This is a genomic window from Actinacidiphila sp. bgisy144 (assembly GCF_057708105.1).
Window position 1 is genome coordinate 14119 of sequence record NZ_JBYIRM010000029.1, and the last position, 12905, is coordinate 27023.

General features: G+C 73.9%; 13 protein-coding genes. 6 read left to right on the forward strand and 7 right to left on the reverse strand.

Annotation, left to right across the window (positions count from 1 at the left end; genetic code table 11):
* Window positions 1-34: 34 nt before the first annotated feature.
* The gene (locus AC3EVP_RS27920; protein WP_335979965.1) at window positions 35-1366 is read left to right on the forward strand and encodes a quaternary amine ABC transporter ATP-binding protein; all 1332 of its coding nucleotides are present in this window, start codon (window positions 35-37) and stop codon (window positions 1364-1366) included.
* Window positions 1359-3986 carry an ABC transporter permease/substrate binding protein gene (locus AC3EVP_RS27925; protein ID WP_435134481.1) on the forward strand — a complete coding sequence of 876 codons (2628 nt, stop codon included), beginning with the start codon at window positions 1359-1361 and terminating at the stop codon, window positions 3984-3986. The genes AC3EVP_RS27920 and AC3EVP_RS27925 overlap by 8 nt, the downstream gene beginning before the upstream one ends.
* A 101-nt stretch (window positions 3987-4087) precedes the next feature.
* On the opposite strand, the gene AC3EVP_RS27930 is transcribed toward AC3EVP_RS27925, so the two are convergent.
* From AC3EVP_RS27930 to AC3EVP_RS27940, 3 genes are all read right to left on the reverse strand, one after another.
* Complete coding sequence (locus AC3EVP_RS27930) at window positions 4088-4816, reverse strand: response regulator transcription factor (RefSeq protein ID WP_335979969.1); 729 nt, start codon at window positions 4814-4816, stop codon at window positions 4088-4090.
* Complete coding sequence (locus AC3EVP_RS27935) at window positions 4813-5976, reverse strand: sensor histidine kinase (protein WP_335979970.1); 1164 nt, start codon at window positions 5974-5976, stop codon at window positions 4813-4815. The genes AC3EVP_RS27930 and AC3EVP_RS27935 overlap by 4 nt, the downstream gene beginning before the upstream one ends.
* A gap of 93 nt (window positions 5977-6069) precedes the next feature.
* Window positions 6070-6609, reverse strand: a complete 540-nt coding sequence (locus AC3EVP_RS27940) for a hypothetical protein (RefSeq protein WP_435134484.1) — start codon at window positions 6607-6609, stop codon at window positions 6070-6072.
* A 361-nt stretch (window positions 6610-6970) separates the two neighbouring features.
* Here AC3EVP_RS27940 and dhaK point away from each other — a divergent pair, with 361 nt between their 5' ends.
* The 3 genes from dhaK to AC3EVP_RS27955 all read left to right on the forward strand — a co-directional run bounded on the left by dhaK (window position 6971) and on the right by AC3EVP_RS27955 (window position 9211).
* Window positions 6971-7963 (forward strand): dihydroxyacetone kinase subunit DhaK, encoded by a 993-nt coding sequence (gene dhaK, locus AC3EVP_RS27945; protein WP_335979974.1) that lies wholly within the window; start codon window positions 6971-6973, stop codon window positions 7961-7963.
* 82 nt (window positions 7964-8045) lie between these two features.
* Window positions 8046-8723, forward strand: coding sequence for a dihydroxyacetone kinase subunit DhaL (dhaL, locus tag AC3EVP_RS27950; RefSeq protein WP_335979976.1), 678 nt, complete (start codon window positions 8046-8048; stop codon window positions 8721-8723).
* On the forward strand, window positions 8720-9211 hold the full coding sequence (locus AC3EVP_RS27955; protein WP_435134487.1) for a PTS-dependent dihydroxyacetone kinase phosphotransferase subunit DhaM: 492 nt from the start codon (window positions 8720-8722) through the stop codon (window positions 9209-9211). The genes dhaL and AC3EVP_RS27955 overlap by 4 nt, the downstream gene beginning before the upstream one ends.
* A 73-nt stretch (window positions 9212-9284) precedes the next feature.
* On the opposite strand, the gene AC3EVP_RS27960 is transcribed toward AC3EVP_RS27955, so the two are convergent.
* Both AC3EVP_RS27960 and AC3EVP_RS27965 read right to left on the reverse strand, forming a co-directional pair.
* Window positions 9285-9572 carry a hypothetical protein gene (locus AC3EVP_RS27960; RefSeq protein ID WP_335979979.1) on the reverse strand — a complete coding sequence of 96 codons (288 nt, stop codon included), beginning with the start codon at window positions 9570-9572 and terminating at the stop codon, window positions 9285-9287.
* Between the two features lie 96 nt (window positions 9573-9668).
* Window positions 9669-10193 (reverse strand): NUDIX hydrolase, encoded by a 525-nt coding sequence (locus AC3EVP_RS27965; RefSeq protein ID WP_335979981.1) that lies wholly within the window; start codon window positions 10191-10193, stop codon window positions 9669-9671.
* 188 nt (window positions 10194-10381) lie between these two features.
* On the opposite strand from AC3EVP_RS27965, the gene AC3EVP_RS27970 reads away from it, so the two are divergent.
* Window positions 10382-11500: an O-antigen ligase family protein gene (locus AC3EVP_RS27970; protein WP_435134492.1), complete on the forward strand. Its 1119-nt coding sequence runs from the start codon at window positions 10382-10384 to the stop codon at window positions 11498-11500.
* 1 nt (window position 11501) lies between these two features.
* Here the strand turns inward: AC3EVP_RS27970 and AC3EVP_RS27975 are convergent, their stop codons facing one another.
* Window positions 11502-12053 carry a hypothetical protein gene (locus AC3EVP_RS27975; protein WP_335979984.1) on the reverse strand — a complete coding sequence of 184 codons (552 nt, stop codon included), beginning with the start codon at window positions 12051-12053 and terminating at the stop codon, window positions 11502-11504.
* Between the two features lie 45 nt (window positions 12054-12098).
* Window positions 12099-12854 carry a glutamate racemase gene (locus tag AC3EVP_RS27980; protein ID WP_335979985.1) on the reverse strand — a complete coding sequence of 252 codons (756 nt, stop codon included), beginning with the start codon at window positions 12852-12854 and terminating at the stop codon, window positions 12099-12101.
* Window positions 12855-12905 lie beyond the last annotated feature (51 nt).

Consider the following 12905-nt stretch of genomic DNA (forward strand, 5'->3'; position numbering starts at 1 on the left):
GGGTTCGGCCTGTCCCCTGCCCCGAGAGGCAAACGTGTCACAGCTCGTCATCGAGCACGTATTCAAGGTCTTCGGCCGCAAGCCGAAGGAAGGTATCCGGCGGCTTCAGGAGGGAGCCGACCGTGCGGAACTGAGAGAGGAGGGCACGACCGCGGCGGTGATCGACGCCTCCTTCGCAGTGGAGCAGGGCGAGATCTTCGTCGTCATGGGCCTGTCCGGCTCGGGCAAGTCCACCCTGCTGCGCATGCTGAACGGCCTGCTGGAGCCCACCTCGGGCAGGGTGATGTTCGACGGCCAGGACCTCACCGGCCTGTCCGCGAAGGCCCTGCGCGACCTGCGCTCCCGCAAGATCAGCATGGTCTTCCAGCACTTCGCGCTCTTCCCGCACCGCAGCGTGCTGGAGAACGCCGCCTACGGCCTGGAGGTCCAGGGCCGCCCGGCCCAGGAGCGCGAGTCGAAGGCGGCCGAGGCGCTGTCCCTCGTCGGCCTGGAGGGCTGGGAGCAGTCCTGGCCCGACGAGCTGTCCGGCGGCATGCAGCAGCGCGTCGGCCTGGCCCGCGCGCTCGCCACCGACGCCGACCTGCTGCTGATGGACGAGTCGTTCTCCGCGCTGGACCCGCTGATCCGCCGCGACATGCAGGACCAGCTGCTGGAGCTCCAGCAGCGGCTGCACAAGACGATCGTCTTCATCACCCACGACCTCAACGAGGCGATGCGCCTGGGCGACCGGATCGCGGTGATGCGCGACGGCCGGATCGTCCAGATCGGCACGGCCGAGGACATCCTCACCGACCCGGCCAACGACTACGTCGCCAGCTTCGTGCAGGACGTCGACCGCTCCCGGGTGCTCACCGCGGCCTCGATCATGGAGGAGCCGCGGGTGATGGTCAGCCCCAACGACGGGCCGCGCGCCGCGATGCGCGCGCTGCGCACCGACCAGGCGTCCGCCGCCTTCGTGGTCGAGCGCGGGCGCCGGCTGGTCGGCACGGTGACCGAGGGCCGGGTGACCGAGGCGCTGCGCAAGGCCGAGGGCACCGTACGCGACCTGATGGACACCGACTGTGTCACCACGCACGCCGACGCTCCGCTGTCGGAGCTGCTCACCCCCGCCTCACAGTCGAAGCTGCCGCTCGCGGTGCTCGACGACAACGGCCGGCTGACCGGCGTCATCCCCCGGGTGACGCTGCTCGCCGCGCTCGGCGAGGGCCAGGAGGACACCGGCAGCCACCGGCTGCCGGACTTCGTGGCGCTGGACGACAGCCCCGCGCCGGACGGCCCGGACAGACCGGACGGCGGCGACAGCGGCGGCAGCGGCAGCCCCGACGACGGTGACGACGCCGAGGGCAAGGAGGCCACCCATGCCTAGGCTCCACTTCGGCAACTGGGCCGAGGACGTCGTCCACTGGCTCACCCACCACCTGTCCTGGCTCTTCGACTTCGTCAGCCACATCGTCAACGGCATGTACAACGGCGTGGAGTGGGCGCTCGGCGGCCCGTCACCGCTGCTGATGGCCGCGATCCTCGCGGTGCTCGCGCTGTGGATGCGCGGGCTGACCGCGGGTGTGCTGGCCTTCGTGGGCTTCGCGCTCATCGACTCCGTCGCGCAGTGGGACGAGGCGATGCAGTCGCTGTCCCTGGTGGTCGTCTCCGCGGTGATCGCGTTGGTGATCGCGGTGCCCCTGGGCGTCTGGGCCGCGCGGCGGCGCGCCGCGAGCGTGCTGATCCGCCCGGTGCTCGACGTGATGCAGACGCTGCCCGCGTTCGTGTACCTGATTCCGGCGATCATCTTCTTCAGCCTGGGCACGGTGCCCGCCGTCATCGCCACCATCGTCTTCGCGATGCCGGTCGGCGTGCGCATGACCGAGCTGGGCATCCGGCAGGTCGATCCCGAACTGGTCGAGGCGGCCGAGGCGTTCGGCACCCCGCCGTCCCGCACCCTGCTGCGCGTCCAGCTGCCGCTGGCGCTGCCGACCATCATGGCCGGCGTCAACCAGGTCATCATGCTGGCGCTGTCCATGGTCGTCATCGGCGGCATGGTCGGCGCGGAAGGCCTGGGCTCCACCGTCTTCGGCGCGATCAGCCAGGTCGACATCGGCCTGGGCTTCGAGGGCGGCATCTCCGTGGTGGTGCTCGCCATCTACCTGGACCGGATCACCGGCGCGCTCGGCGACCAGGTCTCGCCGCTGGGCCGCCGCGCCCTGGCCCGCGCCCGCAGCGCCACCCACGGCCTGAAGGTGCTGAACTACCGGCCGCGCCCGGCGATCGGCCTGTCCGCGGTGGTCGTCCTCGCACTGGTCGCGGGCGGCATCGGCGCCTTCTCCGGCACCAGCGACAGCTCCTCGCCGACGACCGCGTCCACGAACGTGGGCAAGGGCCAGACGGTCAAGATCGGCGACTTCAACTGGGACGAGTCCGTGGCCTCGGCCAACCTCTGGAAGGAAGTCCTGGACGCGCGCGGGTACAAGGCCCAGGTCAACACCTACGACCCCGGCGCCGCCTTCACCGGCCTGGCCAACGGCAACTTCGACTACCTCACGGACGCCTGGCTGCCGACCACGCACGCCTCGTACATGAAGCAGTACGCCGGCAGCTACACCGACCTCGGCAAGTGGTACGACCAGACCTCGCTGGAGGTCGCCGTGCCCTCCTACGTCAAGGGCGTCACGTCCATGGCGGACCTCAAGGGCAAGTCCTCGGAGTTCGGCGGCAAGATCATCGGCATCGAGCCCGGCGCCGGCGAGATGAAGCTGCTCAGCTCCAAGGTCCTGCCCGGCTACGGGCTCGACAAGGAGTACAAGCTCGTCGCCAGCTCCACCGCGGCCATGCTGTCGGAGCTGAAGCGCGACTACGAGCAGAAGAAGCCCGTCGCGGTCGTCCTGTGGTCGCCGCACTGGGCCTACAGCACCTACAAGCTGACCAAGCTCAGCGACCCCAAGGGGCTGTGGGGCGCCAGCGACTCCATCCACAACATCGCCAACAAGAACAGCGCGGCCAAGCTCCCCCAGGTCAGCAGCTGGATGAAGAACTTCACGATGAGCGAGTCCCAGCTCAGCTCGCTCGAAGCCGACATCCAGGCCGCCGGCCAGGGCGGGACCGCCGACGGCGTGAAGAAGTGGGTGAAGGACAACCCCGGCATCGTGGACAAGATGGCACCGGTCGCCGGGTCGAGCGCCACGAACGTGGGCAAGGGCCAGACGGTCAAGATCGGCGACTTCAACTGGGACGAGTCGATCGCCTCGGCGAACCTCTGGAAGGAGGTCCTCGACGAGCGCGGCTACAAGACGCAGGTCAACACCTACGACCCCGGCGCCGCCTACACCGGCCTGGCCAACGGCAACTTCGACTACCTGACCGACACCTGGCTACCGACGACCCACGCCTCCTACATGAAGCAGTACGGCAGTCAGCTGTCGGACCTGGGCAAGTGGTACGACCAGACGTCCCTGGAGATCGCCGTGCCGTCCTACGTCAAGGGCGTCACGTCCATGGCGGACCTCAAGGGCAAGTCCTCGCAGTTCGGCGGCAAGATCATCGGCATCGAGCCCGGCGCGGGAGAGATGAAGCTGCTCAGCACCAAGGTCCTGCCCGGCTACGGGCTCGACAAGGAGTACAAGCTCGTCGCCAGCTCCACCGCGGGCATGCTCGCCGAACTCAAGCGGGACTACGACCAGAAGAAGCCCGTCGCGGTCGTGCTGTGGTCGCCGCACTGGGCCTACAGCACCTACAAGCTGACCAAGCTCACCGACCCCAAGGGCCTGTGGGGCGCCAGCGACTCCATCCACAACGTCGCGAACAAGAACAGCGCTACCAAGATCCCCCAGGTCACCACCTGGATGAAGAACTTCAAGATGAGCGAGTCCCAACTCAGCTCGCTCGAAGCCGACATCCAGGCCGCCGGCCAGGGCGGGACCACCGACGGCGTGAAGAAGTGGGTGAAGGACAACCCCGACATCGTCGACCAGATGGCACCGGTCGGCACGAGCTGACGCCGCCACCGGCAGCAGCGGCCTGACGGGGCCGGGGACACGTACCGCGTGTCCCCGGCCCCTTGGCACGCCCGCCGCCCTACGCCGCCTGGTCCCCGACCTCATCCACGGGCCTTCACCAGCCCGTGGACGAACGCGTATTTGACCGCGTGCGCCCGGTCGCGCAGATGCGCCTTCGCGAACAGGTTGTTGACGTGGGTCTTCACCGTCGCCTCGCTGACCACCAGCCGCTCGGCGATACCGCGGTTGGTCAGCCCCTCGCCGATGAGCGTGAGCACCTCGACCTCCCGCGGGGTGAGGTCGGGGGCGAGCCCGGCCAGCGGCTGCTCCACCGGGGCCGCGCTCTTCACCGCGGCCGCCAGCAGCCGCTCCTGGACCGCCGGATCGAGAACGGCCTGCCCGGCGGCCGCCGCCCGCACCGCGCGCGCGATGTCCTCGCGGCCGGACTCCTTGGTCAGGTAGCCGCGCGCCCCGGCGCCCAGCGCGGCGAGGATGTACTGCTCGTCGGCGAGCGTGGTGAGGACCACCACGGCGACGTCCGGGAAGCGTTCGGAGATCAGCCGGGTCGCCTCCACGCCGTCCGTGCGCGGCATGTTGAGGTCCATCAGGATCACGTCGGGGGCGTGCTGCTCCGCGGCGGTCACCGCCTCCCCGCCGTCGCGCGCCGTGGCGACCACCTCGAGGCCCGGTTGCAGGTCGAGCACCACCGCCAGCGCCTCGCGGATCGCGGTCTGGTCGTCGGCGACGACCACCCGCACCGGCTGCTCGCCGCGCTCCGCCCCGCCCCCGTACGGCTGCGGGCCCACCCGGCCCGGGTCGCGGCCGCTCATGCCGGTATCACCACACGCACCTGCCAACCTCCCGCGTCGTCACCGTCCACGATCGGTCCGGCCGTCACCGTGCCCCCCACCAGCTCGACGCGCTCGCGCATCCCGACCAGCCCCATGCCGCTGCCGGCGCCGGCCAGCGGCCGGGAGCCGTCCGGCGGCGCGGAGTTGACCACCTCGAAGGTGGTCGCCTCCGGCCCGTAGGCGAGGTGCAGCCGGACCGGTGCGCCGGGCGCGTACTTGTGCGCGTTGGTCAGCGCCTCCTGGGCGCAGCGCACGATCACCTGGGCCGGCCGGACCGGCAGTTCGTGCGGCGGACCGTCGAGGGTCAGCGTACCGGTGCCGGGGATCGACCCGAGCATGGAGCGCAGGGTGTCGAGCAGCGGCAGCGCGTCCTCACGCAGGTCGCGGACGGTGCGCTGGACCTCGGTCAGCCCGGCGCGCACCAGGCTCTGCGCGCGCTGGGTGGCCTGCCGGGCCTCGGCGGCGGCGCCGGACTCCAACAGCGCGTCGGCGACCTCCAGTTGCATGTTGACCCCGGCCAGCGAGTGCGCGAGCACGTCGTGCACGTCGCGGGCGATCCGGGCGCGTTCGGCCAGGGCCTCCGCGCGCGCCTCGGCCCGCGCGGCCAGTTCGGCCTGCTCGGCGGCCGAGCGCGCCGAGCGCAGCGACTCGGCGTGCAGCCGGTTGGAGATGCCGACCAGCACGGTGGTCCCGGCCAGCACCCCCAGGTACCACGGCACCTCGCCGGGGTCGCTGCCGATCGGGAAGAGCCGTACGGCCGCGCACATCACGGCGGTCGCCGCGGCGACCGCCAGCGCGCGGCGGCGTTCGAGGCGGAACCCGGCGTGGCCGGCGAGGTAGAAGGCGAAGAGCGAGGCGGCCCCGGAGTGGTCCTGGCTCATCAGCGCGGCCGCGGCGACGCCCCCGAAGCACAGCAGCGCGGTCTGCGGCCCGGGCGACAGCGCCCCCTCGGGGATCAGCCGCATCGTCAGCAGCAGCGAGTTGAGGACGAGCAGGCACAGCACCACCAGGCCGGTGCCGGACGTCCCGCGCGGGTGGACCAGCACCGCGCACACCGCGATGCCGGTGCCGCTGATGAAGAGCTGGAGGAGGTTGTTGTCCTGCGCGAGCCAGTGGGCCGTGGCGCGAAGTCGGTGCAACTGAAGCTCTCTTCCCGCGGTCGGCCGGGCGCCCGGCCGGCCGGTCTGCTGATCAGCCGGTCGAGCGGCCTGCCGGCCGGCTGCTGCGAAAAGCTACCAGCGCCGACGGAACGGTGGCACCGGCGCCCTCGGTGCCCTCCCGCCGTCCGGGGCGCGCAGGTCGTGCGTGTCATGCGGATCGTGCGGCGCCCCGGGCGCCGTACGGCCGGCGCGCGCGGCCCGGTGCAGCGCCACCAGCGTCTCGGCCACCATGCCGAGCCCGACCGCGAGCAGCACGCCCCGGGACCATCCGAGCAGCGCCAGCGCCGTGTGCAGCGCCGCGTCGAGCAGCCACAGCAGCAGCGCGCCGGAGCCGTACCGCAGCCAGGGCGCGCCGTCCCGCTCGCCGATCCGTACGGCCGCGCCGCGGGCCAGCCCGACGGCGACGCTGAGCAGGCAGCCCGCCCCGGCCAGTGCGGCCGTGGCCGCGGCCGGGCCGGTCGGGTGGGCGCCGCTCAGCGAGATCAGACCCTCGCAGGCGAGTGCCACCGGCGCCACCAGCGGCAGCCCGGCGTGCGGCGCCTCGCCGAGCGTCCGGCGGGCCAGGACGTAGCCGACGCCGGACACGAGGAAGACGATGTCCAAGGGGCTCATCCCGGGCCCTCCCACGTGCGTTTCCACCGGCACACCGCACGGCATGCCGCCGACACCCGCACGCTAGGCGCCGCTCCCGGCCGGGCGATCCACCCCCGGGTGGAGATCCGGGTGGAGATCGGGTGGAGATGCGGACCGCGCTCCACGTCGTGACGTTTTCCGATCACCGGCGGATACTGGAGGGCATGGATCGCACGCCCGGACGAGTGACCTCCGCACCGGGCCCCGGCGTACCCGGACCCGCCGCGCCGCAGCACCGCGCACACCCGCGGGACGCCGTCACCCAGCACCCTTGACCCAGCCTCTGACCTGCTACGACACAGGCGGCTGCCCTGGCTGCCGGCCTGGCGAGGAGATTCCCGTGAAGATGCTGATCAACGTACCGGAGACCGTCGTCCCGGACGCGCTGCGGGGCTTCGCTGCGGTGCACACCGACCTGACCGTCGACGTGGAGCGCCGGGTGATCGTCCGCCGCGGAGCGCCGTACGACGGGCAGGTCGGGCTGGTGTCAGGCGGCGGGTCGGGGCACGAACCGCTGCACGGCGGCTTCGTCGGGCGCGGCATGCTCACCGCGGCCTGTCCGGGCGAGGTCTTCACCTCGCCGGTGCCGGACCAGATGGTGCGGGCCGCGGCCGCCGTGGACAGCGGCGCGGGCGTGCTGTTCATCGTGAAGAACTACACCGGCGACGTGCTCAACTTCGACATGGCCGCCGAGCTCGCCGAGGACGAAGGCGTGCAGGTGGCGAAAGTGCTGGTCAACGACGATGTGGCGGTGACCGACAGCCTCTACACCGCCGGCCGGCGCGGCACCGGGGCGACGCTGTTCGTGGAGAAGCTGGCCGGCGCGGCGGCCGACGCGGGCGCCCCGCTGGACCAGGTCGCGGCCCTCGCCCACCGGGTCAACGAGGTCTCCCGCAGCTTTGGGGTGGCGCTCAGCGCGTGCAGCACCCCCTCGAAGGGCGGCCCCACCTTCGACCTGGGCGAGGGCGAGCTGGAGCTGGGCGTGGGCATCCACGGCGAGCCCGGCCGGGAGCGCCGCGCCATGATGACCTCGGGCGAGATCGCGGACGTGGCGGTGGACGCGGTCGTGGAGGACCTGCGCCCGGACGCGCCGGTGCTGCTGCTGGTCAACGGCATGGGGGCGACGCCGCTGCTGGAGCTGTACGGCTTCGCGGCCGAGGTGCACCGGGTACTGGCCGCCCGCAAGGTCGCGGTGGCCCGTACCCTCGTCGGCAACTACGTGACCTCGCTCGACATGGCGGGTGCCTCGGTGACGATCTGCCAGGCCGACGAGGAGCTGCTGCGGCTGTGGGACGCGCCCGTGTCGACCCCGGCGCTGCGCTGGGGCTGCTGACCGCGGTGCCCGGCCGGCGCCGGGTCCGCGGGCGCGCACCGCGCGCCGTGCCGGTTCGACCCACCGTGGAAAGGCTCACCGTATGAACGCCGTGCCCGAACAGCCCGAACTGCCGGCCGACATAGACGCGGCCCTGCTGCGCCGATGGCTCGACGCGGCGACGACCGTGATCGAGCGGGAGGCCGCCCAGCTGACCGAGCTGGACTCCCCGATCGGCGACGCCGACCACGGCAGCAACATGCGCCGCGGTTTCCTCGCCGCGCGCACCGCGATCGAGCAGGAGCCGCCGGACACGCCCGGCGGGGTGCTGGTCGCGGTGGGCCGCCAGCTGATCAGCACCGTCGGCGGCGCTTCCGGCCCGCTGTACGGGACGCTGCTGCGGCGGACCGGGAAGGCGCTGGGCGAGGCGCCGGCGGTGACCGCGGCGCAGCTGCGGGACGGGCTGGCGGCCGGGGTGGAGGCCCTGTGCCAGCTCGGTGGCGCGGTGCCGCAGGACAAGACGATGGTGGACGCGCTGGTGCCCGCGCTGGACGCGTTCGGCGCGGCGCTGGCGGCCGGCGACGGCACCGCGGTGGCGCTGACCGCGGCGGCGCGGGCCGCGGAGGAGGGCGCCGTGGCGACCACCCCGCTGCGGGCCCGCAAGGGCCGGGCGAGTTATCTGGGCGACCGCAGCATCGGCCACCAGGACCCGGGCGCGACCTCGGCGGCCCTCCTGCTCACCGCGCTCGCCGACACCGCAAGGGAGGCGTCCTCCTCATGACCGGCAGCCCCGACACCTCTGACCGCACTGACAGCACTGCCAGCACTGACACCGGCGCAAGCACCGGCACCGGCACCGGCGGGGAGTCCGCGCAGGCGCTGGTCGGGATCGTGCTGGTCTCGCACAGCGCCGCGGCCGCGAACGCCGTCGCCGATCTGGCGTCCGCGCTCAGCGGCGGCGGCGAGGTCCCGCTCGCCCCGGCCGGCGGCGGCCCGGACGGCGGGCTCGGCACCAGCTCCGACCTGATCGCCTCGGCGGCGCGCAGCGTCGACCGGGGGGCGGGTGTGGCGGTGCTCGCCGACCTCGGCAGCGCGGTGCTCACCGTGAAGGCGCTGCTGGCCGACGAGGAACTGCCCGCCGGGGCGCGGCTGGTGGACGCCCCCTTCCTGGAAGGGGCGGTCGCCGCCGTCGTCACCGCGTCCACGGGCGCGGACCTCGACGCGGTGGCGGCGGCAGCGGCGGAGGCGTACACCTACCGCAAGCAGTGACGGTTCCCCGGTGCCCCCGCACGCGGCGGGGGCACCGGGGCACGCCGGTCGGCGCGGGGGTCAGCGCGGGCGGTCAGCGCCCGTAGCGGAGCAGGTTGCGGACCATGCGGCAGGTGATGTCGGACGGCGGGTGGACGCCGATCCGCTCGGCGGTGCGGCGTATCCTCCCGTTTCCGGCCTGGGCCGGTTCGTAGACCCCCGAGTCGAGCAGGGCGATGGTCAGGCGCATCGTCTTCAGACGGCGGTTGTGCGCCACGTACCACTCACGGGGCAGGCCCGCGGGCAGCGGCTTCTTCGGCAGTGCGGCCAGCGGCGGGGATGTCTGTCGGCGGTGGTCCAGGGGCAGTGCGGCAGCGGCCATCGGCTTCCTCCTGAGGCGTCGGCCCACGCTTTCGAACACTGTCGATTTTACCGCCAAGCACTGACAAAGCCCCCTGGCCGGGCGGGGGTTCGGCGCTTACGGAAGCAGGCCCGCGGCGGCGGTCCCGGGGGCCGGGTCGACCGGCGGCGCCGGGGCGGGCGCGAACCACGTCGGCTCGTCGCGCAGCGCCTCCTCGATCCGGCCGCGGGCGATCGGCCCGAGCGGCGGCAGCTCGTCCAGCGCGAACCAGCGCACGTCCAGCGACTCGTCGTCGTTGACCCGGGCCTCGCCGCCCACCGCCCGGCAGCGCAGCACGATGTCGATGTACTGCGCGCGGTCGCCGTTGCCGTGGACCACCGGTTCGTTGCTGAAGACGCTCAGCACCCGCTCGACGACCGCGGAGACACCGGTCTCCTCCTGGATCTCCCGTACCGCGCTCTCGGCCGGCTGCTCGCCCGGGTCGGGGATGCCGCTGATCAGCGCCCAGCGGCCGGTGTCGGTACGCCGGTTGAGCAGCACCCTGCCGCGGTCGTCGAACACCACCATGACCACGCCGGGCAGCAGGAGGAGAACGTTCCCCGCCTTGCCGCGGATGTCCTGGATGAACTTGGGAGTCGCCATGCCCCGAGCCTACGAGATGCCAGGTGAACGCCACATCAGCACCAGGTTTCACGCGCTCGAAGAGCTTCCTGTGCGACGTGTCCACAGGGTGGGCCGTCACCCGTTACGGTGATCCGGACAACAGCGCCCACGCGGGGAACGCGGGTGCGGCGGCACCGTCGCGTCCGCGTGGCGGCAGGGGGTCGGGGATGGACACGACGACCGGCGGCGCGCCGCCGCACGGCAGCCGCACGGGCCGCGCCACGGGGCCGCGCCCCGGCGGGCGGCCGCTGCGGCAGGCCCGGCAGGAGCCGCGGCCGTCGGCGAGCGGGGTGGACGCCGCGGGGATGATCGTGCTGGCGTGCTGCGCGGTCTGGGCGGTGGTCTGCGCCGGCGGGCGCGCGGCCCGGCCGGAGGGCGCGCTGCTCGCGCTGCTGGCGGTCACCGCCGGATACGCGGCCGGGCGGGTGCTCGGCGCGATGCTGCCGAAGCTGACGCTCGCCGCGGGTGCGGTGACCGTGCCTGCGCTCGTGCTGGTCCCGGCGGGCCGGCTCTCCCGCGGCGGGAGCGCGCCGCCGCTGGGCTACGCCAACGCCGACGCCGCGCTGCTCGTCCTCGCCGCCGGAGCGGCCTGCTGCGCGGCCTGCGGCGTCACCGGTCCGCTCTGGCGGCTGCCGGCGGTGGTGTGGCGGAGCCTGCTGCGGCTGCTGGCGCTGACCTGCGCGCTCTCCGCGCTGCTGCTGGGGTCGTCCGCGGCCTTCGCGGCGGGCGTGGCGGTCGTGCTGTGCTCGCTGGCCGCCGCCCGGATGCGGCACCGGCTGACCGGCCTGGCCGGGCTGGCGCTGGCCGCGGCGCTGGCGGTCGGCGGCAGCTACGCGACCGCGGTCGACGCGCTGCCCGGCGGGCTGTCGCAGTCGCTGACCGGGCAGCTCACCCAGCCGCGGGTGGCGCTGTGGCACGAGGCGGTGGAGCTGGCCGAACGGCATCCGCTGCGCGGGGTCGGGCCGGGGCGCTTCGCGGAGGAGAGCACCCCGCTGCCCTCGGACACCCCGACCGCGCAGAGCCCCCAGTCCGCGCCCTTCCAACTCGCCGCGGAGCAGGGCGTGCCCGGGGTGGTCCTGCTCGGCGGCGCGTACCTGTGGACGCTGTGCGCGCTGTGGCGCTCCCCGCGCTCCACTCCGGCGGTGCTCACCGCCGCCGCCGCGCTGACCGGGCTCGGCCTGCTCGCCACCGTGGACCATGTGCTCAGCTACGCGGCGGTCACCTCGGCGGCGGGCCTCCTGGCGGGCGTGGCCACCTCCCGGCCCTGGCCGGCGCCGGCGGGCTGACTCAGCGGCCGGCGGGGTCCTGGGGCGCGGCGAGGCCGAGCATCTCGCGGATGGCGCGCACCGCGCCCTCGGCGTCGTCGACGGTCACCGTGAACCAGCGGCCGCCGCCGAGGTCGATGACGATGCCCGGCCCGCGCCGTACGACGACGGCCGTGCCCTTCTCCGGTCGCCAGCGGTAGCCCCAGCCGCCCCAGGAGCGGGGGCTGATCACCGGGGCCAGCCGGGCGCCGCTGACCTCGCCCATGGGGATGCGGCGGCGCGGCACACCGATGTGCCCGCAGCGCACCTGGACCGCCTCGCGGTCGACCCGGACGTGGACGTGGGTGAAGGCCACGGTGCCGAAGAGGACGAGCAGCCCCACGGCGAGGCAGCCGACCACCGACATCACGAGCGGGACGAGGCTGGCGGTGGGGCCGGGGCCCTCGACCGCCAGGGAGATGCCGAGCGCCACACAGGCGGCGCCCACGGCAGCGGGAACCCACTGCATACGGTTGCGGGCCCGGCCCGTCCACACACGGGACGCGCCGGTCTCCGGCCGGGGAGCGTGCGTCATGCCCGCAGCGTACCCACCCGCGGCGCGCCTGGCACCGTCCGAGCGTCAGGCCGTGGCGGCCGTCACGGCCAGGGCGGCGCCCTGGGGGTAGGCGAGGGCGGCGGCGGGCAGGGGCGCGGGGCGGCCGTTGAGGAGGACCTCGAGGGTGCCGCCGCCGGGCGTGGCGGCCACCCTGCGCAGGGCTTGGGCGGCCACGGCGTCGGCGGAGCCGTACAGCGCGGCGCCCGGTAGGACGGCGGAGATGCGGTCGGCGACGAGTTCGTAATGGGTGCATCCCAGGACGACGGCGCTTACCGCCGACGGGGTGAGGGCCGCCGCCGCGGCGATCGCCGCTTCGACGGCGTCCTGGTCGGCGTGCTGCACCGCGTCGGCCAGCCCGGGGCAGGGCACCTCGGTGATCCGGGCGCCGTTGCCGAACTCGGCGATCAGGCCGCGCTGGTAGCTGCTGCCGGTCGTGGCGGGGGTGGCCCAGATCGCCACCTCGCGGTGGGCGGCCGCCGCGGGCTTGATCGCCGGGACGGTGCCCACGACCGGCAGCCCGGGCTCGAACGCCGCCCGCAGCGCGGGCAGCGCGTGCACCGAGGCGGTGTTGCACGCCACGACCAGGCCGTCCAGCCCGTAGGCGGCCGCGGCCCGCGCGCAGTCCAGGGCCCGCGCCGCGACGTCCTGCGCCGACCGCGGGCCCCACGGCATGCCCGCCGGGTCCGACGCGAGGACCAGGTCGGCGTCCGCCCGCACCCGCCGCACCGCCGCGGCAGCGGCGAGCAGCCCGACACCCGAATCCACCAAGCCGATCTTCACGCCACCACTCTAAGCGCTCCCCCGCGACGCGCTGCCGCTGCCGCGGCCCGC

Coding starts and splice junctions, on each gene's coding strand:
- AC3EVP_RS27925 (WP_435134481.1), top strand. CDS start 1,359: ATGCCTAGGCTCCACTTCGGCAACTGGGCCGAGGACGTCGTCCACTGG.
- AC3EVP_RS27975 (WP_335979984.1), bottom strand. CDS start 12,053: ATGACGCACGCTCCCCGGCCGGAGACCGGCGCGTCCCGTGTGTGGACG.
- AC3EVP_RS27930 (WP_335979969.1), bottom strand. CDS start 4,816: ATGAGCGGCCGCGACCCGGGCCGGGTGGGCCCGCAGCCGTACGGGGGC.
- AC3EVP_RS27965 (WP_335979981.1), bottom strand. CDS start 10,193: ATGGCGACTCCCAAGTTCATCCAGGACATCCGCGGCAAGGCGGGGAAC.
- dhaL (WP_335979976.1), top strand. CDS start 8,046: ATGAACGCCGTGCCCGAACAGCCCGAACTGCCGGCCGACATAGACGCG.
- AC3EVP_RS27970 (WP_435134492.1), top strand. CDS start 10,382: ATGGACACGACGACCGGCGGCGCGCCGCCGCACGGCAGCCGCACGGGC.
- AC3EVP_RS27955 (WP_435134487.1), top strand. CDS start 8,720: ATGACCGGCAGCCCCGACACCTCTGACCGCACTGACAGCACTGCCAGC.
- AC3EVP_RS27960 (WP_335979979.1), bottom strand. CDS start 9,572: ATGGCCGCTGCCGCACTGCCCCTGGACCACCGCCGACAGACATCCCCG.
- AC3EVP_RS27940 (WP_435134484.1), bottom strand. CDS start 6,609: ATGAGCCCCTTGGACATCGTCTTCCTCGTGTCCGGCGTCGGCTACGTC.